Source organism: Caballeronia sp. J97, from assembly GCF_905220305.1.
Lineage (GTDB): Bacteria > Pseudomonadota > Gammaproteobacteria > Burkholderiales > Burkholderiaceae > Caballeronia.
Genome location: NZ_CAJMZL010000001.1, coordinates 340,588 through 365,739, shown reverse-complemented (window position 1 = coordinate 365,739; position 25,152 = coordinate 340,588). Strand labels below are relative to the sequence as shown.

27 protein-coding genes and 2 tRNA genes are annotated in these 25,152 nt (G+C 63.5%); 16 read left to right on the top strand and 13 right to left on the bottom strand.

The genetic code is table 11. The annotated features are described in order from the left end of the window. Positions 1 to 84 precede the first annotated feature (84 nt). Complete coding sequence (locus U4Y90_RS01745; RefSeq protein WP_321791578.1) at positions 85 to 984, bottom strand: DMT family transporter; 900 nt, start codon at positions 982 to 984, stop codon at positions 85 to 87. 330 nt (positions 985 to 1,314) lie between these two features. Between U4Y90_RS01745 and acs the strand changes: the two genes are divergently transcribed. The 5 genes from acs to U4Y90_RS01720 all read left to right on the top strand — a co-directional run bounded on the left by acs (position 1,315) and on the right by U4Y90_RS01720 (position 6,725). Then, positions 1,315 to 3,297 (top strand): acetate--CoA ligase, encoded by a 1,983-nt coding sequence (acs, locus tag U4Y90_RS01740; RefSeq protein WP_321791576.1) that lies wholly within the window; start codon positions 1,315 to 1,317, stop codon positions 3,295 to 3,297. A 76-nt stretch (positions 3,298 to 3,373) separates the two neighbouring features. Next, entirely contained in the window at positions 3,374 to 3,700 is a 327-nt protein-coding gene (locus tag U4Y90_RS01735; RefSeq protein ID WP_321791574.1) for a DUF4212 domain-containing protein, read from the top strand. Next, a complete protein-coding gene (locus tag U4Y90_RS01730) occupies positions 3,697 to 5,721 on the top strand; it encodes a sodium:solute symporter family protein (RefSeq protein ID WP_321791572.1) in 2,025 nt (674 codons plus the stop codon). Before U4Y90_RS01735 ends, U4Y90_RS01730 begins: the two co-directional genes overlap by 4 nt. 43 nt (positions 5,722 to 5,764) lie before the next feature. Further along, positions 5,765 to 5,854, top strand: a tRNA-Ser gene (locus U4Y90_RS01725). Between the two features lie 490 nt (positions 5,855 to 6,344). Continuing rightward, entirely contained in the window at positions 6,345 to 6,725 is a 381-nt protein-coding gene (locus tag U4Y90_RS01720) for a hypothetical protein (RefSeq protein ID WP_321791570.1), read from the top strand. On the opposite strand, the gene U4Y90_RS01715 is transcribed toward U4Y90_RS01720, so the two are convergent. The 3 genes from U4Y90_RS01715 to U4Y90_RS01705 all read right to left on the bottom strand — a co-directional run bounded on the left by U4Y90_RS01715 (position 6,695) and on the right by U4Y90_RS01705 (position 8,421). Then, on the bottom strand, positions 6,695 to 7,069 hold the full coding sequence (locus tag U4Y90_RS01715; protein ID WP_321791568.1) for a hypothetical protein: 375 nt from the start codon (positions 7,067 to 7,069) through the stop codon (positions 6,695 to 6,697). The genes U4Y90_RS01720 and U4Y90_RS01715 overlap by 31 nt on opposite strands. A 121-nt stretch (positions 7,070 to 7,190) precedes the next feature. Continuing rightward, positions 7,191 to 7,331, bottom strand: coding sequence for a hypothetical protein (locus U4Y90_RS01710; RefSeq protein WP_321791566.1), 141 nt, complete (start codon positions 7,329 to 7,331; stop codon positions 7,191 to 7,193). A gap of 151 nt (positions 7,332 to 7,482) precedes the next feature. Next, entirely contained in the window at positions 7,483 to 8,421 is a 939-nt protein-coding gene (locus U4Y90_RS01705) for a CHAD domain-containing protein (protein WP_321791564.1), read from the bottom strand. A 282-nt stretch (positions 8,422 to 8,703) separates the two neighbouring features. Here U4Y90_RS01705 and U4Y90_RS01700 point away from each other — a divergent pair, with 282 nt between their 5' ends. Then, positions 8,704 to 10,290 (top strand): inorganic phosphate transporter, encoded by a 1,587-nt coding sequence (locus tag U4Y90_RS01700; protein WP_321791562.1) that lies wholly within the window; start codon positions 8,704 to 8,706, stop codon positions 10,288 to 10,290. Between the two features lie 11 nt (positions 10,291 to 10,301). Here the strand turns inward: U4Y90_RS01700 and U4Y90_RS01695 are convergent, their stop codons facing one another. After that, positions 10,302 to 10,847: a hypothetical protein gene (locus U4Y90_RS01695; RefSeq protein WP_321791560.1), complete on the bottom strand. Its 546-nt coding sequence runs from the start codon at positions 10,845 to 10,847 to the stop codon at positions 10,302 to 10,304. A 506-nt stretch (positions 10,848 to 11,353) separates the two neighbouring features. Then, positions 11,354 to 11,629, bottom strand: coding sequence for a hypothetical protein (locus tag U4Y90_RS01690; protein ID WP_321791558.1), 276 nt, complete (start codon positions 11,627 to 11,629; stop codon positions 11,354 to 11,356). Between the two features lie 236 nt (positions 11,630 to 11,865). On the opposite strand from U4Y90_RS01690, the gene U4Y90_RS01685 reads away from it, so the two are divergent. Both U4Y90_RS01685 and U4Y90_RS01680 read left to right on the top strand, forming a co-directional pair. Next, positions 11,866 to 12,438 carry a hypothetical protein gene (locus U4Y90_RS01685; protein ID WP_321791556.1) on the top strand — a complete coding sequence of 191 codons (573 nt, stop codon included), beginning with the start codon at positions 11,866 to 11,868 and terminating at the stop codon, positions 12,436 to 12,438. A 320-nt stretch (positions 12,439 to 12,758) separates the two neighbouring features. Continuing rightward, entirely contained in the window at positions 12,759 to 13,466 is a 708-nt protein-coding gene (locus tag U4Y90_RS01680) for a DUF2968 domain-containing protein (protein WP_321791554.1), read from the top strand. A gap of 62 nt (positions 13,467 to 13,528) precedes the next feature. On the opposite strand, the gene U4Y90_RS01675 is transcribed toward U4Y90_RS01680, so the two are convergent. Further along, positions 13,529 to 13,753, bottom strand: a complete 225-nt coding sequence (locus U4Y90_RS01675) for a hypothetical protein (RefSeq protein WP_061134691.1) — start codon at positions 13,751 to 13,753, stop codon at positions 13,529 to 13,531. Between the two features lie 85 nt (positions 13,754 to 13,838). Here U4Y90_RS01675 and U4Y90_RS01670 point away from each other — a divergent pair, with 85 nt between their 5' ends. Next, positions 13,839 to 14,081: a hypothetical protein gene (locus U4Y90_RS01670; RefSeq protein ID WP_321791549.1), complete on the top strand. Its 243-nt coding sequence runs from the start codon at positions 13,839 to 13,841 to the stop codon at positions 14,079 to 14,081. A gap of 58 nt (positions 14,082 to 14,139) precedes the next feature. On the opposite strand, the gene U4Y90_RS01665 is transcribed toward U4Y90_RS01670, so the two are convergent. Beyond that, positions 14,140 to 14,646 carry a PRC-barrel domain-containing protein gene (locus tag U4Y90_RS01665; RefSeq protein WP_321791547.1) on the bottom strand — a complete coding sequence of 169 codons (507 nt, stop codon included), beginning with the start codon at positions 14,644 to 14,646 and terminating at the stop codon, positions 14,140 to 14,142. A gap of 113 nt (positions 14,647 to 14,759) precedes the next feature. On the opposite strand from U4Y90_RS01665, the gene U4Y90_RS01660 reads away from it, so the two are divergent. Continuing rightward, entirely contained in the window at positions 14,760 to 15,440 is a 681-nt protein-coding gene (locus U4Y90_RS01660) for a ribonuclease HI family protein (protein WP_321791545.1), read from the top strand. Between the two features lie 37 nt (positions 15,441 to 15,477). Here the strand turns inward: U4Y90_RS01660 and U4Y90_RS01655 are convergent, their stop codons facing one another. After that, positions 15,478 to 16,221 (bottom strand): SDR family oxidoreductase, encoded by a 744-nt coding sequence (locus U4Y90_RS01655; protein ID WP_321791543.1) that lies wholly within the window; start codon positions 16,219 to 16,221, stop codon positions 15,478 to 15,480. A 312-nt stretch (positions 16,222 to 16,533) separates the two neighbouring features. On the opposite strand from U4Y90_RS01655, the gene U4Y90_RS01650 reads away from it, so the two are divergent. The 4 genes from U4Y90_RS01650 (at position 16,534) to U4Y90_RS01635 (ending at position 20,471) form a co-directional block, all read left to right on the top strand. After that, entirely contained in the window at positions 16,534 to 17,607 is a 1,074-nt protein-coding gene (locus tag U4Y90_RS01650; protein WP_321792550.1) for a porin, read from the top strand. 66 nt (positions 17,608 to 17,673) lie between these two features. Further along, complete coding sequence (locus U4Y90_RS01645; RefSeq protein WP_321791541.1) at positions 17,674 to 18,306, top strand: LysE family translocator; 633 nt, start codon at positions 17,674 to 17,676, stop codon at positions 18,304 to 18,306. 504 nt (positions 18,307 to 18,810) lie between these two features. Then, complete coding sequence (locus U4Y90_RS01640; protein WP_321791539.1) at positions 18,811 to 20,355, top strand: oligopeptide:H+ symporter; 1,545 nt, start codon at positions 18,811 to 18,813, stop codon at positions 20,353 to 20,355. A 39-nt stretch (positions 20,356 to 20,394) separates the two neighbouring features. Continuing rightward, positions 20,395 to 20,471 (top strand) — tRNA-Met (locus tag U4Y90_RS01635). A 332-nt stretch (positions 20,472 to 20,803) separates the two neighbouring features. Here U4Y90_RS01635 and rpsU read toward each other — a convergent pair. The 4 genes from rpsU to U4Y90_RS01615 form a co-directional block, all read right to left on the bottom strand. Further along, positions 20,804 to 21,016 (bottom strand): 30S ribosomal protein S21, encoded by a 213-nt coding sequence (gene rpsU / locus U4Y90_RS01630; RefSeq protein ID WP_006999077.1) that lies wholly within the window; start codon positions 21,014 to 21,016, stop codon positions 20,804 to 20,806. Between the two features lie 164 nt (positions 21,017 to 21,180). Next, positions 21,181 to 21,519, bottom strand: coding sequence for a 2Fe-2S iron-sulfur cluster-binding protein (locus tag U4Y90_RS01625; protein ID WP_415749276.1), 339 nt, complete (start codon positions 21,517 to 21,519; stop codon positions 21,181 to 21,183). Then, positions 21,516 to 22,109 carry a YigZ family protein gene (locus U4Y90_RS01620; protein WP_321791518.1) on the bottom strand — a complete coding sequence of 198 codons (594 nt, stop codon included), beginning with the start codon at positions 22,107 to 22,109 and terminating at the stop codon, positions 21,516 to 21,518. The genes U4Y90_RS01625 and U4Y90_RS01620 overlap by 4 nt, the downstream gene beginning before the upstream one ends. A gap of 54 nt (positions 22,110 to 22,163) precedes the next feature. Beyond that, positions 22,164 to 22,703, bottom strand: coding sequence for an N-acetyltransferase family protein (locus U4Y90_RS01615; protein ID WP_321791516.1), 540 nt, complete (start codon positions 22,701 to 22,703; stop codon positions 22,164 to 22,166). 264 nt (positions 22,704 to 22,967) lie between these two features. On the opposite strand from U4Y90_RS01615, the gene U4Y90_RS01610 reads away from it, so the two are divergent. After that, on the top strand, positions 22,968 to 24,554 hold the full coding sequence (locus U4Y90_RS01610) for an EAL domain-containing protein (RefSeq protein WP_321791514.1): 1,587 nt from the start codon (positions 22,968 to 22,970) through the stop codon (positions 24,552 to 24,554). A 49-nt stretch (positions 24,555 to 24,603) separates the two neighbouring features. Beyond that, complete coding sequence (locus U4Y90_RS01605) at positions 24,604 to 25,002, top strand: hypothetical protein (protein WP_321791512.1); 399 nt, start codon at positions 24,604 to 24,606, stop codon at positions 25,000 to 25,002. Positions 25,003 to 25,152: the final 150 nt, after the last annotated feature.

Below are 25,152 nucleotides of genomic sequence, written 5' to 3'. Positions count from 1 at the left end.
GTCAGGAAGCCCGCTATTGTAGCGCGTCACCGCGCGGGCTTCCCGAAAGCTTTCAGAATCCGCTGATGAACCGCTGAGCCGGTCCTACGCGCCCGTTTCGCGTGACACGGCGCCAATGGCGCGCGTCTTCAGGCTCGCGAGCGCGATGCCCGTCACGATGCACGCGAGCGCGATGCCGTGCGCGAACGTCGGCCGCTCGTCGAGAAACGCGATGCCGTAGAGCGCCGCGGCGATCGGCAGCACGGCGCAAAACACGCCGGCGAGACTGCCGTCGACGTGGCGGATGCCCTTCATCCACAGCCAGAACGAGAAGATGCTGGCCGAGAGTCCATACCACAGGACCAGCGCCCACGTGCCCCACGCAACGCTCGTCCAGTCGAAGCCCGCAAGCGAGGTCGCGCCGAGCGGCAGCATCAGCAGAAGCCCGATCGCGTGCGTGTACGCGCAGATGTCGATGGCGGGCAGCGTCTGCGTGAGACGGCGCGACAGGATCACGTAGAGCGATTCGCAGCACACGGCGCCGAGCACCATCAGATTGCCGGGCAACGAGCTCGCGCCCGTGTCGCCGGCCTGGGCGACGTTGATGATGAGCACGCCCGCGATCGCCAGTCCGATCGACGCGAACGCGCGCCCGCCCGGTTTCTCTTTCAGGAAGAGCCACGCGAAGAGCGCGACCACGGCCGGAAGCGTACTCGTGATGACACCCGCCGCGACCGCGCTCGTGCGCGCGACGCCGTTCAACATCAGCAAGGTGAAACCGAAGGTGCCGAAGAACGCCTGCAGGACGAGATTGACCCATTCGCCGCGCGCGACGCGCTTGATCTTCGACCAGCGCAACAGCGGCCAGAGCACCGCGAGCGCGATCACGAAGCGTAGCAGGGCGAAGAGCGGAACGGGAACGGAGACGACGATCGACTTGCCGAGGCCGACGTTGCTTCCGACGAGCAGCATGGCTGCAATCAAGAGAAAGGCGTAGCGATTCAAGCTGGATACCGCGCGGGTAGTTCAGTTACGATTGTGGGGACGCATTGTAGAAGGCGCCCGGACTCCGTGTATACCCCGTGCCGGTCGGCGCGGCCACGTAAGAAGCGGGTAAGTTGAGCGGCTTATCTTGAATTCAACGCGGAATGTCCGTGGCGCAGGAGTGTGCCGTGACATTCTTCCGCGCCGCTCCGGCGCGGTAGAAGGAGACAAGGTTCAGTTCGGGAACGCCGTGCGTGTGCCCCTCGAACCTCACAAACATGCGGCGCGCGCAACCCATTCAGCGATGCGCGCGCCGCCGGATTTTGGAAACACCATCAGGAGAGGTTGTCGATGTCTGCGATCGAATCGGTTCTTCAGGAAAAACGTGTGTTCCCGCCGTCGGCCAAGGCGACCGCGGGTGCGGCAATCTCCGGCATGGACGCCTACAAGGCCCTTGCGGCGGAAGCAGAGCGTGACTATGAAGGCTTCTGGGCGCGCATTGCGCGCGAGACGCTCGCCTGGCACAAGCCCTTCACGAAGGTGCTGGACGAATCGAAGGCGCCTTTTTATACGTGGTTCGAGGACGGCGAGCTCAACGCGTCGTACAACTGTCTGGACCGTCACGTCGAAGCGGGCCGCGGCAACGAAAACGCGATCATCTTCGAAGCCGACGACGGCACCGTCACCAACGTCACCTATCAGGATCTGCTGGACCGCGTCTCGCGCCTCGCCAATGCGCTCAAGAAGCGCGGCGTGAAGAAGGGCGACCGCGTCGTCATCTATTTGCCGATGTCGGTGGAAGGCGTGGTCGCGATGCAGGCGTGCGTGCGCATCGGCGCGACGCATTCGGTCGTGTTCGGCGGCTTCTCGTCGAAGTCGCTCAATGAACGTCTCGTCGATGTCGGCGCGGTCGCGCTCATCACCGCCGACGAACAGATGCGCGGCGGCAAGGCGCTGCCGTTGAAGAGCATCGCCGACGAAGCGCTCGCCGCGGGCGGCTGCGAGAAGGTGAAGGACGTCATCGTGTATCGCCGCACGGGCGGCAAGGTCGCGTGGACCGAGGGCCGCGACCTGTGGCTGCACGAGATCGTCGAGAACGAATCGAACAAGTGCGAGCCGGAGTGGGTGAGCGCGGAGCATCCGCTCTTCATCCTCTACACGTCCGGTTCGACGGGCAAGCCGAAGGGCGTGCAGCACAGCACGGCGGGCATTCTGCTGTGGGCCGCGCAGACCATGAAGTGGACCTTCGACATGAAGCCCGGCGACATCTTCTGGTGCACGGCGGACATCGGCTGGATCACGGGGCATAGCTACATCGCGTACGGGCCGCTCGCCATCGGCGCGACGCAGGTCATGTTCGAAGGTGTGCCGACGTATCCGCACGCGGGCCGCTTCTGGGAAATGATCGCGCGCCACAAGGTCACGATCTTCTACACGGCGCCCACGGCGATCCGCTCGCTCATCAAGGCATCCGAAGCGGATGCGAAGGTGCATCCGAAGAGCTTCGACCTGTCGACGCTCCGGCTCCTCGGCACGGTCGGCGAGCCGATCAATCCGGAAGCGTGGATGTGGTATCACGAGAACGTCGGCAAGGGCCAGTGTCCTATCGTCGATACGTGGTGGCAGACCGAAACCGGCGGTCACATGATCACGCCGCTGCCGGGCGCGACGCCGCTCGTGCCGGGTTCCTGCACGCTTCCGCTGCCGGGCATCATGGCCGCGATCGTCGATGAAACCGGTCAGGACGTGCCGAACGGGCAGGGCGGCATTCTGGTCGTGAAGCGCCCGTGGCCGTCGATGCTGCGCAACGTCTGGGGCGATCCGAAGCGCTATCAGACGAGCTATTTCCCCGAGGAACTCGGCGGCAAGCTGTATCTCGCCGGCGACGGCGCGGTGCGCGACAAGGAAACCGGCTACTTCACGATCATGGGTCGCATCGACGACGTGCTGAACGTCTCCGGTCACCGCCTCGGCACGATGGAGATCGAATCGGCGCTGGTCGCGAATCCCATGGTCGCGGAAGCGGCGGTCGTCGGTCGCCCGGACGACACGACGGGCGAAGCCGTGGTCGCGTTCGTCGTGCTGAAGCGCGCGCGTCCGGAAGGCGATGAAGCGAAGCAGATCGCCACGGAATTGCGCAACTGGGTCGGCAAGGAGATCGGCCCGATCGCGAAGCCGAAGGACATCCGCTTCGGCGAGAATCTGCCGAAGACCCGATCGGGCAAGATCATGCGCCGCCTGCTGCGCTCGCTCGCGAAGGGCGAGGAGATCACGCAGGACGTCTCCACGCTGGAGAATCCCGCGATCCTTGATCAGCTCGGCGAAGCGCGCTGACCGCCACACGACCGCCGCGCGACGCGCAGCGGTCGATCCTTATTGCCGAGGCCATGCGGTTTTGTTAAAAAGCCGCATGTCCGATTCCTCCAGCCCGACGCCTGCCTCACCGCCGCCCGTATCGACGGCGATGGCGCGCGCGCATCGGCGCTACTGGCGTTTCAACCTCGCGCTGATCGCCGTGCTGATGACGATCGGCTTCATCGTCTCCTTCGGCCTGCCGCTTTTCGCGCAACGCATCGACCACGTCCGCGTCGCCGGTTTTCCGCTGCCGTTCTACTTCGGCGCGCAGGGCGCGATTCTCGTCTACCTCGCGCTGATCCTCGTCTATATCGTGCTGATGCAGTTTGCCGATGCGCGTCTCGCGCGCTCCGCCCGATCCGAACAGGGCGATGCCGCATGAAGCTCACGAACCGGCTGATCCTGTCCTACGCGCTCTATACGCTCGGATTCCTGCTGTTCATCTTTCTGATGGAGCGCATCGAACGCACGACGGGACCGGGCATGTGGATCGGCTATGTGTTCCTGTTCGTGCCGATCGCGGTGTATGCGGTGATCGGACTGCTGTCGCGCACGTCCGATCTCGTCGAATACTACGTGGCCGGACGGCGCGTGCCGTCGGCGTTCAACGGCATGGCGACGGCCGCGGACTGGCTCTCGGCCGCGTCGTTCATCGGCCTGGCGGGCTCGATCTACGCGAGCGGCTACGACGGCCTCGCGTACGTGATGGGCTGGACGGGCGGCTATTGCCTCGTCGCGTTTCTGCTCGCCCCCTACGTGCGCAAGCTCGCGCGCTACACGATTCCCGATTTTCTCGGCACGCGGTTCTCCAGCAATCTCGTGCGCGCGCTCGCGGCCATCGCGGCGATTCTCTGTTCCTTCGTCTACCTCGTCGCGCAGATACAGGGCATCGGTCTGATCGCGTCGCGCTTCATCGGCATCGAGTTTTCGATCGGCATCTTCTGCGGTCTCGCGGGCATTCTCGTGTGCTCGTTTCTCGGCGGCATGCGCGCGGTGACGTGGACGCAGGTCGCGCAATACATCATCCTCATCAGCGCGATGCTGATTCCGGTGTCGATGATCGCGCATCGCGAAGGGCTCGGCTGGTTTCCGCAATTCAACTATGGACGCGTGATGGAGCGCGTCGAATCGCTCGAGCGCGCGGTCGCCGTGTCGCCCGACGAAGCCCGCGTGCGCGCCGACTATCAGCGACAGGCGGCGCAGACTCAGCGGCGCATCGACGCGCTGCCCAAGTCGTTTCATGACGAGCATGCGCGCCTGGTCGGGGAGATCGCCGAACTGCGCCGGCGTAACGGCCCGTTGCGCGAGATCAACGAGCGTGAGCGCGAGCTCGCGGCTTTTCCGCGCGATCCCGCCGATGCGCAAGCCAAGTGGTCGCGCGAACGCGATGCCTTGATCGAGCGCATCGCCGCGCCCGTGCCGATGGCCGAGCCGTTCGCGCCCGGCTCGGCCGACGACGCGAGCCCGCGCGTGCATCAGATCAACTTTCTGTCGCTGCTCTTGTGTCTGTCGATCGGCACGGCGAGCCTGCCGCATATCCTCACGCGCTACAACACGACGACGTCGGTATCGTCGGCGCGGCGTTCGGTGGGATGGACGCTCTTCTTCGTCGCGCTTTTCTATCTGACGGTGCCGGTGCTCGCGGTGCTCATCAAGCACGAGATATTGACGGGGATTGTCGGTCATCGCTTCGCGGATCTGCCGCAGTGGGTCACGCAGTGGCGGCGCGTGGAGCCGTATCTGATCCGGATCGCCGACGTGAACGGCGATGGCATCGTGCGCTGGGCCGGCATCCAGATGCAGCCGGACATGGTAGTGCTCGCGGCGCCGGAGATCGCGGGATTGCCGTATGTGATCTCCGGCCTGATCGCGGCGGGCGCGCTGGCGGCCGCGCTCTCGACGGCGGACGGGCTGCTGCTGACGATCGCCAACGCGCTCTCGCACGACGTCTACTACTGCATGGTCGATCGCCGCGCGACCAGCCAGCGGCGCGTGACGATCTCGAAGATTTTGCTGCTCGGCGTGGCGTTGCTCGCGTCGTACGTCGCATCGCTCAACGCGGGCAATATTCTCTTTCTGGTAGGCGCGGCGTTTTCGCTCGCGGCGTCGAGCCTTTTCCCGGCGCTCGTGCTCGGCGTGTTCTGGAAGCGCACGACGCAGCGCGGCGTCGTCGCGGGCATGATCGCGGGGCTCGCGGTGTGCGTCTACTACATCGTGTCGACGTATCCGTTCTTCGTGCAACTGACGGGGTTCGCGGGACCGCGTTGGTTCGGTATCGAGCCGATCAGCTCCGGCGTGTTCGGCGTGCCGGCGGGGTTCGCGGTGGCGATCGTGGTGAGTCTTGTCGATCGCAAGCCGGATGCGTACACGCGCGCGCTGGTCGACTACATTCGACATCCGTAGGGGCTGGCGCAGGCGCGGGAAGTTGGTATAATCGCGGTCTTCCGGAGAGATGGATGAGTGGTTTAAGTCGCACGCCTGGAAAGCGTGTATAGGGTAAAACCTATCGGGGGTTCGAATCCCCCTCTCTCCGCCAGAATCTCAAGCCCTTGATCTTCAAGGGCTTTTCTTTTTTCCGGACGCATCAGCCGGAGTGCTTCGCGAATCGCGCCATCCCGCGACAACTGAAACGACGCGTTCCGTCGTTTCGACGTCGCGCGGTTCAATTCGAAACCCCGCAAGCTTCGTCATATTCCTACCACTGCAGTGAAGTTGCGGAACACAGCCGACCGCAGATTAAAAAATTCGGATAACTGAGTGAGTTTTATCGCGCGCGATGCGCATGGGGAAAACAAGGGAAGAGGAATGAGGCGGGAAGTAATGTCGTAAGAGTAGTGGGCGCCGGTATGGCTGCGCCTCTAATAATGCTCGATGGACTCTCGCACATGGCAGGGCGCAGCGGCCATGCAACCCACCTCTTACGACATTCAGAAGGATAGTCGATACACGCAAGAAAGGAATCGAATTAATCGCGATATTCACGCGATCAACCTTTCAGCCGCAGGAAGTCTCAGCGGTGAACCGGTTTGCGGGCAAACGCGGCAATCGGATCGTATTCCGAACTGCTGACAGCGGTCCGAGCCGGCGCTTTGCGGGCCGCCTTTCTCCCTTCTCGTGGCGCGGCGGACTTCGACGGAGAGCTTGCGATATCCGCGTTCGACATCCACTGCTCGGTATATCGCGCACTGGCGGGCGTGGCATTCGAGAAGAGCACGACGGCGACGGGCATCAAGATGATATTGAGTGTTCGCATGATTGTGATGGTTGGTTTCGAACAGTCGGGCATCGCGGAGCGATGTCTGGCGCGGTACGGTTTCGTCGGCAGCAAACAAAAAAACCTCGCGTGGAACGCGAGGGGTTCGGCGAGTTCGGACGCTCAGTTCGTGACGAACAACTGTGTGGCCTGATTTTCCGCGTCATAGTGCAAGGCCGAGTTCGCAGCCTGCTCTTCATGATCGAGGACTTCGCGCGCCGCCTGAGTGCCTCGCTCGAAACCCGACTTCGCCGCGTGCTCCTCGAGTGCCGCGACGAGCGGCCCTTGTTCTTCCGCGATCGAGCGCATCAGATTAAGAATGTCGTCGCGCATCGCCTCGGGATATGCGCGGAAGTGCTCGAAGCCGCCAGGCGCCGCGACGATATTCACGAGCGACAAGAGCAAGCGGGCGCGATTGGCGCAGTGTTCGCTGATTTGCACCGATTTCGACAGCGTCGCAAGACCGTGCGGGTCGACGGAAATTCGCAGATCCTTCATCTTTTAAAGCCGGTAGCCAAGAGCAGAGGGCCTGCATTTGAGCGGCTTTGGCAGTCAAAAACACTCGGACAAATCCTATTACCACGCGACGCGACGAAGCTTTACTTCTGGACGCGAACGCTCAAGGCACGAGTCGCGCGAGCCAGCGCCGGAATGCCTGCCAGCGGCCCGGCGTGATGACCCGCGATGCATCCCTGTCGCGCTGCCACGGCGCGTTGTCCTGATCGCCGCGCGCCCGTGTGACGAGTGTCCCGAAGTACATGGCAATCCCCTTTTGTCGATGCCGAAAGGCGTCGCTGTGGGCGACGTCCATGCCGTCAGGATGCCGACGCTTCCGAATCAGGGAAACCCGCACGACGCGGGGAGCGCGGCCCCGCGCGGACATAGGCGAAAGGAGGGTGTTCCGGCAATCGTCAGACGAGATGCGGCAGCGAGCGCAGGCGCTTCGCCGCGGCCCGCGATTCGTCACGTGCTGCCTTGTTGAGCCAGCGCACCGCTTCGTCGACGGCGTTCTTGTCGTTCAGCACCGGCGCGACGCGCCGCAAGACGGTTTCGCTCGCGAGCACGTCGTGGAGCCGCACGAGCGCGGCTTGCGCCGCGAGCAGATGGGCCGTCGTATGCCGATGTCCGCGCTCGAGCACCGGCGCGAACAATTCCAGCAGGCATTGCAATTTCGTGGCCGCTTCCTCGATGCTGTGCAACGTCTTCGCATCCACGCGCTTCAGTTTTGCGGCGCGATGCTCCCGCTTGCTGAGCAGGTCATCGGCGAGCGAGACGCGCTGACGCGCGAACGCTTCGAGCGTGCGATCCTCGCCGCGCGCTTCGAGACGCCGCCGCGCATCCGCGAGCGCGCGACGCAGCAGCACATCGAGTTGTGCCTTGCGCAGCGTCACGCAACTCATCGCTGACGCCTCGCGCCGTTGCTGTCGCAGCCTGCGCAGGACGGGGTCGAGTCGCGCGCAGTCCTTGTCGGCGTGCGAAAGCAGGGCGCATGCGGCATCGAATTCATGCGGCTCGCCGGCAATGTCCGCGAGACGTTTGAAGCGCTTGCGCACCACGCGCCCGGTCTTCTCGTCGAGCAGCGGCTCGAACGCCCACCACAGCGCGCGCAGCCGCCGCAGCGTCGAGCGCAGTTGTTCGAGCAAGTCGACGTCGGGCCGCTCGGCCACCGACTCCATCTGTCGGAACGCCTCGCTTGCGAGCGGGGCAGTAAGCATGACGAAAGCATCGGCGACGGGTTGATCGCGAAGCGAGAAGGGATCGGAGAGGCGCGCGCGCGATGCGGCGGGATGCGGGTTGAGCGAACCGTTCAGGCTCTTGCGGACAAGCGCTGGATCGAAGTTCAGGGTCATCGTCTCGGTATATGCACTTATATGTCGCGCGACGGTTATTGTTTGCGTTTTCGCGCTGCGCCGGTGGTCCAGTGGGCGTGCTGGCCGGAAACATAGACATGCAGAATGTCACGCGTATGACAGCGCAGCAGAATCGGAATGAAATCGTTTTCGCCTCTATGGCGCGGGTTCGGGCTACGGATGGCGAAAGTATTACGCGAACTGTTGACACAAAATATTCACAGTCGGAGACGTGGACGGATCGTATGCTTTGCTCCGCTACGGTAAACGCGCGAGGCGATCATGCCGGACATCGCATTTCCTCAGCAAGGCGGCGTGAGCGAACGCGCGCGCCGCACCAGTCTCCTCGTTTTCCTTCTCATACTCATCGGCGGCGTCGGATATGTCGGGTTGCATCTCGCCTCCGATCTCGAATCCGTCCGCCTCAACTCCGCGCTACCTTATTTCCTGCTCGGCGTCGCGCTGCTGATCGCGCTCGGGTTCGAGTTCGTCAACGGCTTTCACGACACCGCGAACGCGGTCGCCACCGTCATCTATACGCACTCGCTGACACCGAATGTCGCGGTCGTCTGGTCCGGCACGTGGAATTTCATCGGTGTGCTCGTTTCGAGCGGCGCGGTCGCGTTCGGCATCCTGCAACTGCTGCCTGTCGAGCTGATTCTCCAGGTCGGCAGCAGCGCGGGTTTTGCGATGGTGTTCGCGCTCCTGATTGCCGCGATCATCTGGAATCTCGCGACGTGGTACTTCGGCTTGCCGTCGTCGAGTTCGCATACGCTGATCGGCTCGATCATCGGCGTGGGCCTGATGAATCAATTGTTGCGCGGACCGAACGGCACGAGCGGTGTCGACTGGTCGCAGGCGGCGGGCGTCGGCAAGTCGCTGCTGTTCTCGCCTATCGTCGGCTTCATCTGCGCGGGACTGTTGCTGCTCCTGCTGAAAGCGCTCGTGCGCGTGCCGGCGCTTTACAAGGAGCCCAAAAAGAATCATCCGCCGCCGTTCTGGATTCGCGCGCTCCTGATCCTGACCTGCACGGGCGTTTCGTTCGCCCACGGCTCGAACGACGGGCAAAAGGGCATGGGCCTCATCATGCTGATTCTGATCGGCACGGTGCCGACGGCCTATGCGCTCAACAAGGCGGTGAATCCGGCCGAAACGCAGAGTTTCGTCGCGGTGGCGCACGATGCATCGGCGACCTTCGCGAGGTACCTGAACGACGCGCCGCCTTCCACCGACGCACGCGAAGATACGCAGGCCTATGTGCGCACGCGCCAGCTTTCACCCGCGACCTTGCCCGCGGTGAAGCAACTGACCGACACGATCGCGAATCAGGTCGGCGCGTCCGGATCGCTCGCGGCGGTGCCGCAAAACATCGTCGATAACGTGCGCAACAACATGTATCTCGTGTCCGAAGCGATCCGGCTGATGGAGAAGGCGAACACGCCCGCGTTCGCGCCCGCGGACCGCGCCGTGATCGACAACTACAAAAAACAGCTCGATCACGCGACGAAGTTCATCCCGACGTGGGTGAAGGTTGCGGTGGCGATCGCGCTCGGGCTCGGCACGATGGTCGGCTGGAAGCGCATTGTCGTGACCGTGGGCGAGAAGATCGGCAAGCAGCATCTGACATACGGACAAGGCGCATCGGCCGAACTGGTCGCGATGCTGACCATCGGCGCGGCCGATGCCTACGGTCTGCCGGTCTCGACGACGCACGTGCTGTCTTCGGGCGTCGCCGGGACCATGGCGGCCAACGGCTCGGGGCTGCAGTGGAGCACCGTGCGCAGCCTGGTGCTCGCGTGGGTATTGACGCTGCCGGCCTCGATCGCGCTCGCGGCCGGTCTCTACTGGTTCTTCAGGACTCTCTTCTGAGCCTTTGACGCTCAGGCGTTCGTCGGGCGACCGGTCTTGACCGTTTCGAGGGCCTTGATCGCTTCGACGAGGCGCTTCTCGGGCGCGGCATCGAGCATCGCGAGCGCGGCACGAAGCAACTCGCTTTTCTTCACGCGCACGCCGTTTTTCTGGCACTTTTCCTTGAGCGTGGCGATTTTCGCGTAGTCCGACTTGGGCATCGTGAAGCTGTCGCGCACGACCTTTTCTTTCTTCACGCGCCTCGTCTTCGCGTCCGATTTCGGCTGGCTCTCGACGGTCTTCTTCGTAGCGGCGGCTTCGACCGCGGTCGTCATCGTCTTCCCGGCTTTCTTTGCGGCTGGGGCTTTCGCGGCTGCCTTCCTGGCGGCTGGCTGCTTCGCGCTCTTCGGCGTCACGGCCGGAGCCGGCGCCTTCGTCGTGGCCTTCGGCGTCGCCGCGGCCTTCGTTTTCTTGCTGACCTTGTCGTCGGGTTTCGCGGGGGCGGGCGCCTTGTCGGCGGCGCTCTTGGGGAAATGGAATGCCTTCCTGGTCGGCGCCTTCACTTGCGGTGTGCTCATCCGTTCTCTCCTGTCGTGTGTGTAAAAAAACAGTATATACGGTTTATTCGCGCGCATTGTCGACGCGTGGGCAAACGCGTGTCACTTCAACAAGATAGATGCACCGCCCTCGACTTATCTACACGCTTGTCCACCGAAACTGTGGATAAGCGCGCGAAGCGGCGGCTGAATCGCCGCGAGCGTGGCTGCCGTGATCGTCGGGGGGGCGTTCGTCGCCCATGCGCGCTCAGGATGGCTGCGTTGCCTCCGTGCCGAGGCCCGGCAATCCGCGATGACCGATAACGAGCAGCACTCGGGCCTCGAGTGTGCGAAGCGCGGCCGACACGCGCGATGAAGCGCTGCCGTGCCATGCGGCTAGTCCCAGACTGAAGACACGCGCGCCGCACGCCTGATTACGAACGTGACGTCTGCGTGATCGGGCCGAGACGTCAGCCAAGTCGGTTGTGCGAACCGGAAACAAAGACGCCGGCGCATGGCCGGCGTCGTGGACAAACGCGTACGTCGCGCTATTGCTTGATTGCCCCAGTCGACGGCGAACCCTGCGATTGATTCGGCGACATGCCCTGTTCGCGCTGCTGCATGAGCGTGCCGCTGCCCGACGTGCCGGACTGGACCCCGCCTTGTGACGCGTCGCCGGTGCGCGGACTCGGCATCGCGTCGTTCTTGCCCGGCTGCATTTGCTGTTGACGTTGCATCAACTGGTCGCGCGACATTTCCTGTGAAAGCGCGGCAGTACTGGCGAGCGCGAGGAGCGCGCCAGCGATCATTGGAGTGGCTCTCATTTCCGTCTCCCTGAATGCGGCGCGCGTTGCGCCGCTTACATAACTGTCAGCATTGAACGTGCCGCGCGGATCGGGACTAGGACTGTCCTTATTTATGTCTGAAATCGAGATAAACCATCGATAAAGGGATAGCATAATCGACAGACGATCAAGGGCGGGTCTATTGCAATTTGCGGTCCAAACAATCTCGAATTGCCTGAATCCAGATCAAAAGTCTGCACGCAACGGAGTAATTCATGTCGATCACACTGAACGACTTATTGGAGTGGCGCGTTCGTTTGCCCGAATCGTCGGGTGACGAAGCGCATATGGTTGGCGTATTGATTGCGCGCCGCGAAACGGAAATGCGAACGCGTATCGCAGATTTGATCGCAACTGCAAGTCAGCGCGAGAACTGGAAACTGCAACGTTGCGCGGCGATCGCACGTCGCGTAGAGCAAACACCGGTTCAGCATCTCGAATCTATTCACAATTTTTTTCAGGATCGCGGCGAAGGGCGATGGCATATCGAGGCGCCCGCTGTTCTGTCCGATTTCTTCGCAGGCGATCCACGTGCACACGACGTGCCCTGTGACCCGGTCCAAATGCCCGCGGCGGCGGTCGCGCGGGCGGGTCTGCCGGCGCCCATCGCCAATCTGCATGGCGTGATGGGCTCGCTCGAAACGCGTGTCGCCAGTACGCCGGGAATCACGTGCGGCATTCAGGGCATCAGAATCATGCGCATGGTCGCGCTGATGTCGAAAGCCCGCTCCGCCCAGATCGCGAAGATGAGAATGAGCGGGACGCAAGCTGTTTATCGCCATTCGTGATATTCGATAATTTCACTCAGCGCATTCTGATTTTCGTTGCTTCATTTTCGTACCGAATTCTCGTAGAATCCGCATCCCGCTGCGGCGTCTTTCTCGCATCGTTTGAATCGGCGGACGGCTCGCCTATACTGGATTCGACAGTTTTTTATCGAGAACAAATTGATGCCGTTCGTCGCGCAGAATAAAGTTCTGCTCTCCGGAAATTCGAATAACGCAGGTTGGCGGTCCATTTTCCGCCAACGCCACCGCATGACGGCTGCATCTGAAAGAAGATCGGCCAGGGAGCCATCGTGAAAAGCCTACTGAGCAGAAGAGGGAGCTTGCTCGACAATGCACCTTCGTTTCTCGTGCGTCCGAAAGCGAACAATCCGATCCGTGTCGCCGCACCCGATATTCACGCCGAGGACGAGCTGAAGGACGAGGATGTCCCCGCGGCTCCGTCTTCGACGCGCGTCATGCCGCTGCGGCCCGCGGTCGTTCCGACGCAGCCATCCGGCAAGCAGTCGCTACAGGCCGCGCATCGCGCGGAGGTCGAATGGCTCGTTCAGCAAGGCTCGCTTGCAACGTTTCGCACGTTTCAAAGCTTCGCGTATTCCGCGAGGCTGCTGTTCCATCCGCGAGATCTGATCTACTACGCCGTTCTCTATCACGAGAATGCAGTCTGGCGTGTGCTCAGGGCCGGCGACCTCGATGCCGCCGAGCCGGCATTCCGACATTTCGTCGAGCAGGCAATGCGTCTCGCCGACGCCGAAATGCGGCGCGCGCATCTCGCAGCGCAGAACGAGCAGTTCTCGCGTCTCATCGCGGAATCGGAAGCGCAGATCGAACGCGTGCGTGTCGATTTGCAGCAAGGCGGCGCGCAGGATCAGGAGGTTGCGCTCAAGCAGCAGGAAGTTCGCAAGGAACTGGCGCAACTCGAGGGAAAGCGCATCGCCGCGCAGGCGCAACTCAATAAACTGCAACGCCAGCTCCATCAACTCAACGCGACAGTCAACGAGAGCGTGCCGAATCTGCCCACCACGCGGTGACGCGGCACATATTTATCTGAAGAAAACGTCTCGATCTCGCGTAGAATCGCCCCTTCGGGCAGCTAGTCGATTTTTTCGGCATACTCCGCACCGAACTTCGCAATATAAGTGCTGAGCCCGCGTCCGGCGCGAGCAAGCTGCTTCATTTCCTCGACGCGCGTGCGACCGGGCACGCGATAGTCATACAAGTATGTTCCGCCGCTGACGAAGCGCACTTTGATGCCGTCGCGCAGGATGTCGAACGCTTCGACGCCCGAATTGCCGGCGAGATTTCGATAGGGTTGCATAGGGTCGTCAGGCTCGCACGTACGCAAACGATTGCGCGTTCGAAGCAGGCCTAAAGTTTCGCAGGCTGGGACCGTTAAGGATGTCATGGATAAAGATCAATTCCCGTTCCTCGATTCGGACGACCCGCACTTTCAGCACGCCCGCGCGCTGAGCCTCTCGGTCGGTGCGATCCGCCGTGCTCAAGGCAAGTCCAGCCCGAACGACTTCCCGGTCGGCTCGCTCGAATGGCACTTCGCCATCGAGGATTTCGCCGGCGACGTGCTGCGCGCGCTGATGGGCGAGACCGAAGGCGCCGACCTTCAGGTCGGCGAGCGCCCGCTCGACTGAACGCGCGCACGCGACTGGCATCATCCCGGCCGCCGATTGGCGGCAAATCCCTTTTCTGCTACAGCTTCACGCCGCCGGCTTCGGGCGCGTCCACGCCGCCGGGCGGGATCGCGCCGCCCGCGCCGACATCGCCCGGGCGATCGCTCGACCAGTACGGCTCGCGGCCATAGTGCTGATGCACGGTGCTCGCCCAGACGCGATCCGCCATCGACGGCCACGAATCCTTGTCGAAGCCCGGCGAGTTGCGCACTTGCTCGGCAGTCGCGTCGATCCGGAAGCAGTGGTTGTCGGTATCGAGCGTGAGCGCGCTCCAGGGCACGGCGAGCAACTTGTCGCCGATGCCGAGAAATCCGCCGCTCGACAACACGGCATAGGCGATCCGTCCGCTTGTCACATCGAGCATGATTTCCTTCAGCGAGCCGACGTCGTGGCCGTCATTGCTCTTCACCGAATTGCCGTCGAGCGTACTCGCTGCCATGACATCGGGTCCGGGGCCCGCGGCCGTCGCCGCGCCTTTGCCGACGATCTTCGCGCCCGCCGAAGCCGGCTCCATAGGTTGACTCATGATCCGCTCCTTGCTGACCGGTTGTGTGGACACGTTCGAATCAGCAACGGCCGTTCCCATGACGCGTCGCGGCGGTCTGCTAAGCTCGCAGTTCGTTGATTCGTCTGCTGCCCATGATCGCTTTCGAAGAATTGCTGACCATCGCCTACAAGAAGGAGCGCATGCAAAGCCGCCGGCTCGCCAAAGGCGCGGCGATCTCCGAGCATGAGGCGCTCGTGAGGACGTTGCAAAAGGCGGCGGGCGAGCAGTGCCTGAGCGATTTCATCGATGTGCGCCGCGCTGCGCAGCATCGAGACGCCGACGCGTTGCGCGCGCGGGAAGCCCGGCGCATCGAGCGGACGAGCCGGACGAAACAGCGCGACAGCGAGACCGAGGCAGGGGGATGGCGCGGCTGGTTCGACGGCTCCGCGCTGCCGAATCCCGGACGGCTGGGAATCGGCGGCGTGCTCGTCGGACCGCTCGGAGAGACCGTCGAGATCAGCCGCGTCGCCGGCGCCGGCGACAGCAGCGCGGCCGAATATCTTGCGCTCATCGCGGTGCTGGAAGCGGGATCGCGCGCAGGCGCGACGGATGCGGTGATCTACGGCGACAGCCGCGTCGTGATAGACGATTTGAGCGCACCGGACGGCGCGGGCATTCGCTCACTCGCGCATCATGCCGCGCGTGCTCGTGCGCACATCGCGCAGATCGGCGACGTGCGGTTGCAATGGATCCCGCGTGCGCGCAACGTGCGCGCGGACGCGCTGTCGCGCGAGGCGCTCGACTCGGCGCGGACTTCCGTCGAAGCAACATGACGGCGGCTCGACCGAGTCTTAAGCCGCGCTAGAAGCGTCACGCCAGATCGCGGACATCCACCGTCGGCGTATCGCCGAATGCTTCGCTCAAAAGATAATCGACGACTTTGCGTGCCGACTGCTCGGGCGTCGCGAGCTGACCGTCGCGCTTGAGCGCATCGAAGCGTTCGCGCATCGGGAAGTGCGCGAGATCGAGATCGCGAATCTCGGCCTGCATGTCGGTGTCCACGACGCCGGGTGCGACGCTGCAGATGCGCAACGCACGATGGCCGTCGAGCGCGACCGCGCGCGCGTGATGGTCGAGCGCCGCCTTGGTCGCGCAGTAGATGCTCCAGCCCGGATAGGCGTTGCGTGCCGCGCCGCTGGAAACATGAACGATGCGCGTATCGGCCGTTTGCCCGGTCGCCTGGACCACGGCCGCCGCGAGCATCAGCGGGGCGGCGACGTTCACGCTGACCGCGCGCGCGATTGCGGCCGGCGCCTGATTCGCGAGATCGCCGACCGGCGCGAGCATGCCCGCGTTGTTGACGAGCAGTACGCGCTGCGCGTCGGACACGAACTGGGACAACGCTTCGCCCGACAGCCATTCGTCGAGCTTCACCGGATCGGCGAGGTCCAGTTCGACCTCGTGCAGCTTGCCGGTGTGGCGCGTGGCGAGCCCGCCATTGCGCGTGCGGGCGATCGCGAGCACGTCGGCGCCTTGCTCAAGCAGAAGCTGCGCGATCGCGGCGCCGAGTCCGCGGGTGTGGCCTGTGAGAATGGCGCGAGTCTGAAGAGGCATGGGCGTGGTCGGGTTGGCTGAAGTCGTCCCGATTCTAGCGGCAAGCTCGATTGCACGTCGGCTATGCTCAATCGCGCCGATCCGGCAAGATGCCAGCTTGCAAAAGACGGTCGTTCGTTGGTTCCAGGATACAGATGCGAAACGTTCCCTAGTTTTGACTGACAAGCCTCGTCACAAAACTGACAATCCTTCTGAAACGAGAACCATTGGAGAGCATCCATGCCGAACCAGTCCAAAGCGTCCCGAACTGCATCGCCGATCGCCGCGGCCCACCATGTGGTCGCGCCCGGCACGCGCTCGCTGGCGCTTTCGATGGCGGTATGCGCGCTCATTGGCGTGCCCGCGGCGGCATGGGCGCAGAGCTCTGTGCAGCTCTACGGCGAGCTCGACGCCGGCATCGCGTATACGAATAACGTGGGCGGGAATTCGCAATATCGTCTGACGAGCGGCACCGTCGACGGCAGCTACTGGGGCTTGCAAGGCACCGAGGATCTGGGCGGCGGCGCGCGGGCGATTTTCCGGCTCGAACGCGGCCTCTCGGTGGCGACGGGCGAAGGCCTGAACGATCACCCGATGTATGTCGGCATCGGCTCGGACACGTTCGGCACGCTCACCTTCGGTCGCCAGTACGATTCGATTCACGATTATTTCCAGACCTTCACGCTCACCGGCAACACTGGCGGCACCGCGTTCGCGCACGTGCTCGACAACGACAACGCGAACAACTCGTTCCTCGCGTCGAACTCCGTCAAATACACCAGCGCGAACTACGGCGGCTTCAGCTTCGGCGGCCTCTATGCGTTCTCGAACCAGGCGGGCGCGTTTGCGGACAACCGCGCGTACAGTGTCGGGGCAAACTATTCGGCGGGCTCCTTCAACGTTGGCGCGGCGTATCTGCACAACAACGGGCGTGGCAACACGACGACCGGCGCATACGATTCGCTCACGCTGCCGAGCCCGGGCAATACGGTCTTCAACGCGAACGTGCAGCAGCAGAATACGTTCGGTGTCGGCATGAGCTACGAACTCGGCGAGCTTACGCTGAGCGGCGCGTTTTCCCGCTCGATCAACTCCGGCGTCACCGATGCCGACACCGGCAACCTGATGCCGTCGCTCGCGCTCAACAACTACGAGATCAACGGCATCTACAAGCTGACGCCGGCCATTCAGATCTCGGGCATGTACGTGTACACCAACGGCGGCGGCGCGCACTGGCACGAAGGCGCGTTGCAGGTCGACTATCTGCTGTCCAAGCGCACGGATGTGTATCTGGAGTCGATCTATCAGCGCGCTTCGTCGGGTGCGCCGGCCGTGATCAATACCAATGATCCGTCGAGCGGCCGCAATCAGCTGATGCTGAGCACGGGTATCCGTCATCGTTTCTGAGACTTATGGGGGCGTCGCGCGCGTGCTAATTTAGCGGTCTAGTTTCCGCTGGTCAGCAGGTGTCCCATGTCGCTCCAGACTTTTTCGATTTTTTTGCCCGCGTGCTTCGCGATCAACATGGCGTTCGGGCCGAACAACGTGCTGTCGCTGTCGAACGGCGCGCGCGATGGCGTGCGCGCGTCCGTGCTGGCGTCGTTCGGCCGGATCGTCGCGTTCGCGATCATGATCGCCATCGCGGGACTCGGGCTCGGCGCGCTGCTGCTCGCGTCGCAGACGCTCTTCACGGCAATCAAGTTCGCCGGCGCGGCGTATCTCGTGTGGATCGGCGTGAAGCTGATTCGCTCGGGGCCGTCGCTCGTCGTCAGGGAGGAGGGCGCGGCGCGCGGCCCGGCGAGTCTCGCGCGGCTCACCAAGCAGGAATTCTGGGTCGCAGCCGGCAATCCGAAGGCGATCCTCGTCTTCACGGCCTTCTTCCCGCAATTCGTCGATCGCAACGCGTACGCCACGAGCTTTGCGATTCTCGGCGCCACCTTCCTGCTGCTCGAGCTGGTGGCCATCTTCATCTATGCCGCGCTGGGCGCGCGTCTGGGTTCGCTCTCACGCGGCGCGCGCGGTTTCGCATGGTTCAATCGCGTGAGCGGGGCGCTCATGATCGGTTTTGGCGTAATGCTGGCTTTTGTGCGCCGGCCTGCGACCTGAATCCGCGATCTTCGAATCGGAATTAATCGCGTGGATTATTACGTTGAGTCATCGATAATAACGGCGTGTTAAGTCTTAGGGAGTAATCCCGAGTGACCTAAAGCACAAATATCAACACAATGCGCCACTCGCGGATCGCAATAAGCTTGCGATTCGCTTTAATCAACTGACACGCGCGGAAGCGATCCTTCCCTGCGTTCGAGATCCGCAACGATCGAGTTCGCGCCACACGCGAAAAGGCGATCGCGGAAACGGAAGGTCAATGAACATTCAAATTCCCGCGCGCCCGGTGACCTATCGCCGCGCGTTTCACACTGGTTCACTGCTCGAAAGCAAGTGACCGTCTCTGATTTGCGATAATCTCTTGATCGCCGCAGATGATCATCGCGTACGCCTCCGATTATTCAAAGAGGTAATCTGCGCGTCTCACCCAATTTCGTTTAGCGTGCGGTCGGCCAATGAAAGAGGCTGATTCGCTCGCCGCTGTTTGAAGGATTTTCTCCGATGCCTACTCACTCGTCCGATGTCCCGCAGACGCGCTCGTTCACGACCGTCTTTCTGATCGAAATGTGGGAGCGTTTCGGTTACTACGGCATGGCGGCGCTGCTCGTGCTGTTCATGGTCGACAAGATCGGTTTCGCCGACGAACACGCCAACCTGACCTGGGGCGCGTTCACGGCCCTCGTGTTTTCGGCGCCGTCGATCGGCGGCTGGATCGGCGACAAGGTGCTCGGCGCGCGCCGCACCATGACCGCGGGCGCGATCGTGCTCGCGTTCGGCTATCTGATGCTTGCGCTGCCCGTCGATACGCTCGGTTTCATGTACGCGTCGCTCGGCGTGATCGTCGTCGGCAACGGGCTTTTCAAGTCGAACGCGGCGAATCTGGTGCGTCGTATCTACGAGGGCGACGACGCCCGCATCGACAGCGCGTTCACGATCTACTACATGGCGGTGAACATCGGCTCGACCTTTTCGATGCTGGCGACGCCCTGGATCAAGGATCATTGGGGTTGGCATGCCGCGTTCGCCGTGTGCTGCGGCGGCATGGTGCTCGGTCTGCTCAATTTCGCGGTGATGCGCCGCACGCTCGCGCACGTCGGCTCCGCACCGGACGACGAACCGATCCGCTGGAAGCACGCGTTCGCGGTGGCGGCGGGCGGCGCGGCCCTGGCGGCGTCGACCGTGTTCATCCTCCAGCACAAGGCGGTGGCCGTCGGGTGCGTCTATGTCGCCGGCGTCGCGATTCTCGCGATCTTCGGCTACATGCTCACGAAGTGCGACCGCAGCGAGCGCGCAGGGCTCGTCGCCGCGCTGATCCTCACGCTTCAGGTCATTCTGTTCTTCGTGTTCTATCAGCAGATGTCGACGTCGCTCACGTTGTTTGCGCTGCGCAATGTCGACCCGTCGTTCGCGATCGGCGGCGTCGAGTTGTTCTCGTGGAGCGCGGCGCAGTTTCAGGCGCTCAATCCGATCTGGATCATGCTGTTGAGCCCGATTCTCGCCTTCGTCTACACGCGACAGGCACGCCGCGGCCGCGATATTCCCGTGGCGGCGAAATATGCGCTCGGCTTCGTGGTCGTCGCGGTCGGTTTCTTCGTGTTCGGCGTGAGCGGACGATATGCGGTGGACGGGCGCGTGTCGTCGTGGTTCATGGTCGCGGGCTACGGTCTCTATTCGCTGGGCGAATTGCTGGTGTCCGGCCTCGGCCTCGCGATGATTGCGCGCTACGTGCCGGCGCGCATGAGCGGCTTCATGATGGGTGCGTATTTCGTCGCGACGGGCGTGTCGCAATATCTCGGCAGCGTCGTCGCGAACTTCGCGCGTATGCCGTCGGGCAATCTCGAGCCGCTGCAATCGCTGCCGCTCTACACGCATCTGTTCTTCGGGCTCGGCTGGCTCGCCGCGGGCGGCGCGGCGGTCGCGATTGCGCTCCTGCCGGTGCTCGGCAAGCTGTCGCGGGCGCATCAGCGTGCAGTGGAACAGGCCGTCAACACGGCCGCGACCGGGCGGACGCAATCGGCGACGACATTGCGTGCAAACAATGTTTGACTTCGGGGAATGCTTCGGTCTATAATTTAATTCTTCAGACGCGGGGTGGAGCAGTCTGGCAGCTCGTCGGGCTCATAACCCGAAGGTCGTAGGTTCAAATCCTACCCCCGCAACCAGTTTCAAAAAGCAAAGAGCCCGGTTCAGCCGGGCTTTTTGCTTTTGTGCGCACGTTTCCCTCTTTCGATCTCAATCGAGCGACTTCAGCAGCACGCCAAGCCCGGCAATCATGTCCTCGATGAAATCCACTCTAAAAGCACGAAAAGCCTGCATGAGCGTTCACTCATGCAGGCTTTGTGCGATCTTGCCAACTTGCATCGATGGGGCGCAACCGAAAGTGCGCCAATTCGCGAGCTTTCACGCGACCTGCGCGCGAAACCGCGACCCGATCGATTTCAGGCTGCGATGCCGGTTCCGTCAGGATAGACGAGGGCGCAACGCCCCACGTCGATCAATAGAACTTCTTCGGCAGTTGCGCGCGACGGATCTGCTTGCGCAGACGAGCGACAGCAGCAGCTTTCTTGCGCTTGCGCTCGGTGGTCGGCTTTTCATAAGCCATGCGCGACTTGAGTTCTTGAATCAGGCCCGTGCGTTCGACGGTACGGCGAAAACGACGCATGGCGACGTCGAAAGGCTCGTTCTCTTTCAACAGTACTTTAGTCATTGAAATCTCGGTTGATCTGGCCCTGCCAGAATTTAGGGCAAAGCGCAATTGTACACTTTTTGAGAGTCACCCTGCACGCACTTTGTACGAAAGCATGCATGCGCAGACTCGGGAATCACATCGTAGGTCGTTGAATCGAGACGACAATCCCGAAATACCCGGGTTCAGAAGCCGCGCGGACGGGCAGGTCGCGGATCGGGAAGGGCCTCGCGGGCCTCGGGCTGGTCGATCCTCACGTCGGATCGAGCGAGCGCGACGCACGGCAGGATCCAGCCTTCGGCCTTTTCCTCGGCGGTGAGTCCCGGCCATTCGACGCGATACGCGATGTCGCCGTCGACGAGCCGGCACATGCACGCGCGACACGTGCCGTTGCGGCACGATCGCGGCAGCGACAGACTGGCCCGCAGCGCGGCTTCGAGCAGCGTCTCGCCGCCCCTCACCGCGATGAAGTGCCCGGCCGGCTCGATGATCATCGCGAAGGCGCGCGGATCGTCGTCGCTCATGGCTCGACCTCGACGCCCGCGCGGCCGTTGGTGAGATCGCGCAGTTCGGCGGCGGCCGGTTCACGCGCCGCGGCGGCCATCCGCACGACGAGGCGCACGGTCATGCCGTATTCGCTCTGCACGAGTTCGGCGTCGTGCTGCTCGATCCAGCGGCGCACGCGCGCTTCGTCGGCATAGTCGATTTCGATGCCGATCTGCCCGCGCTCGATGCGCTCGACGCGCTCGGCCAGTTGCATCGCGCTCGCGATCGCATCGGTGTAGGCGCGCACCAGTCCGCCCGCGCCCAGCTTGATGCCGCCGTAGTAGCGCACGACCGCGGCCAGCACGCCGTCGACTTCGTGATGACGCAGTACTTCGAGAATCGGCCGGCCGGCGGTGCCGGAGGGCTCGCCGTCGTCGGACATGCCCGACTGGCCGCCCGCGAGCAGCGCCCAGCAGACATGCGTCGCGCCCGGGTGCGCGGCGCGCAGACGCTCGAGCTCGCGCATGGCTTCGTCGCGATCCGCGACGGGAATCGCGAGCGCGATGAAGCGGCTTTTGCGGATGTCGATTTCAGCGCTGACGGTCGCGGCGAGGGTGTACGTTGGCAAAGCAGAAAATGCGCGGGAGGCAAATATCGAATCATAACCGCTCGACGCGGCCGGTCATGCCGCGACGTCCGGGTGGTCGTTCAGCACGCGCTGCATGAGCACGGTATCGACCCATCGTCCGTGCTTGAAGCCGACTTTGCGCAGCACGCCGACATGCTCGAAGCCGAGCCGCGCATGCAGCGCGATCGATCCCGCGTTGCCGCTGTTGCCGATCACCGCGATCATCTGTCGCCACGGTCCGCGCTCGCAGCGCCCGATGAGCGCCGTGAGCAGCGCGAGGCCGACGCCGCGTCCGCCGAGACCATCGGCGACATAGACCGAATCTTCGATCGTATGGCGGTAAGCCGAACGCGGCCGATACGTCGACGCATACGCATAGCCCGCCAGCTGGCCGTCGAGCTCCGCGACGAGATACGGCAGTCCCGCCGCCGCGATCGCCGCGTGGCGCGCGCGCATGTCGTCGACCGAAGGCGCGGTCTCTTCGAAGGTCGCGAGCGCGTTTTCCACGTAATGCGAATAGATGCGCGCGATGGCGTCGAAATCTTCCGGCGCGGAGTCGCGCACGAGCGGTCGGATCGAATCGTGTGAGGCCATAGTTGTCGTTCGGTGCAAGGAAAACGCCGGTTCTGGTCTGGCCATTTTCGCATGGCGCATCGACGGCAAAAAAAGCTGGCGCGGGCCGTGCGGAAGCCCACGAAAAGCGGGCAAAGAAAACGTTGAATCGGGCGATGCGCGGCCCCTACACTAAGTCGTTTGTCCGAGACTCTCGCGAGAGCGGCACAACACGAGCCGACGGTATCGAGCAGGGAACAGAAAACGCGCGCGCGAGGTGCACGGCGCCGCGGTCGATAACACGCAATGAACAAAATTCTACGTGGGGCGCTGGCGGCGCTTCTGATCGTCATCGTGGTTATCGCGGCGCTGGCGCCGGCGGGGATCGGCTTTTTGTTCGCACAGCGCAGCCAGCGGCATGACGAGGCCGAGCGTCTGAACTCGGTGGCCGTCGCCGCGCTGTATCGCGCCGAGGACGTGACGCGCCGCCTGTCGGGCGCGCTCGGGGAAATCGGCAAGGTGGCGGCGGCGCCATGTTCGCCGCCGTATCTGAAGGAACTGCGGCGCATCGCGCTCCTGCACGAGCAGGTGCGCGATGCCGGCGCCTACGACCGCGATGGCCGCTGGCAGTGTTCGTCGCTCTTGGGCGCGGTGTCGGCGGGCGTGCTCGATGGCCTCACGCTGCCGCCGCCCGACTGGCGCTCGCGCGACGGCGTGATGGCCTGGTACGGCCTGTCGCGCCTGCCCGGCGGCAAATCTTCGCTGGTGATGGGCCGCAACGGATTCTATGTCGCCGCCGATCCGTCGCTCTACGTCGACACGCTCGATGCGAACGACGATGTCGCGAGCGGCGTCGCCATCATCAACACGGAAGTGAGCCGCGTGATCGCGACCACGCCCGCCACCGACGCCAGCGCGATCCTCGCCGTCTATCGCACCGAGCCGCCCGTGCGCGACGACTCGCCGTACGTTGTGCGCCGCTCCGTCTCGATGCCGCTCGCGGTCGTCGTGAGCGCGCCGCAACAGACGCTGCGCCAGCGCCTGCGGACGCTGCCCTGGGGGTGGCTGCTCGGCGGCGTCGTGGCCGGCCTCGTGTTCGCGAGCTGGGCCGCGTTCTTCTTCGTGCGCCGGCTGTCCCCGCGCGGCCAGCTGAGCGACGCGGTGCGGCGGCACCAGTTCATCGTCGCGTATCAGCCGATCGTCGATCTCGACACGCGACGCTGCGTCGGCGCCGAAGCGCTCGTGCGCTGGAAGTATCACGATCGCATCGTGCGGCCCGATCATTTCATCCCGCTCGCGGAACATCGCGGGCTGATCCAGGCGATCACGGACCAGGTGCTCGACACCATTCTGCTCGAGCTCGGCGACTTCCTGAAGCGCTACCCGGAATACTACGTGTCGGTGAATCTCTCCGCGCCCGATCTCACCACACGCCGCTTTCTCGACGTGCTCGGCCCGGCGATCGCGCGCGAGGGCGTGCGGCCGGAGCAGATCCGCATCGAGGCGACCGAGCGCAGCTTCCTCGACGCCGATGCCGCCAAGGAAGTCATCAGCGCGTTTCGCGAAGCGGGCCACGCCGTCTATCTCGACGATTTCGGCACCGGCTATTCGAGCCTCTCGCATCTGCAGAACTTTCATATCGACGGCCTGAAGATCGACAAGTCTTTCGTCGATACCGTCGGGCAGGATGCGGCTTCGAGCAGCGTCGCGTCGCACATCATCGACATGGCCGCGACGCTCGACGTGCAGGTGATCGCGGAGGGCATCGAGCACGAAGAGCAGGCCGCCTATCTGCTCGCGCGCGGCGCGCGGTTCGGGCAGGGCTGGCTCTTTTCCCCGCCGCTTACCGCCGCCGAGTTCATCCGCTACGCGGGCAGGACGCGCGGCGCTTGATCGGGCTCGATTCGTCCTCATTTAGGATGTTTCCAGACGAGGCACGATCATGAACGACCAGACAGCCACCGCTTTCCTGCGCGACGTGCGGCATCCGCTGCTCGCGCTTCATCGCAGCGTGCTCGCGCATTTGCGCGCGCGCCACGAGGCCGAGTTCGGGCCAGTCTCGCCGGGCGAATTCCTGCAGATCGTGATCAACGGCTCGGCGTATCGCTGGCTTACGCCGTTCTCGACGCTGATCGCCGCCATCGACGACGTCCTCGACGACGACGAAGCCACCGCCGACACACGCATCGCGCACGCGAAAGCGGTCATCGACATGTTCAGCGCTGGCACGCGCGACCCCGCATTCGCGGAGCAATTCCTGCCCTTGTTGCAGGACAGCCCGGAGATCGCCGTGGCGAACGGCCAGGTCGCGCAGCGCGTGCGCGACGTCGCGCGCGCGTAAAGGACGTTCGCGCGGTCTATCGAAAATGCGACCTGAAAAGCGCAATTTTCGTATTCCGCGCGTATGCGGGTTTTCCTGTCTGTCGCGCGCGGGCAGCGTTGCACAGCGGGCGCTCGACCGTGCCGCCGCCCGCCCGTCTGACATGTTGCA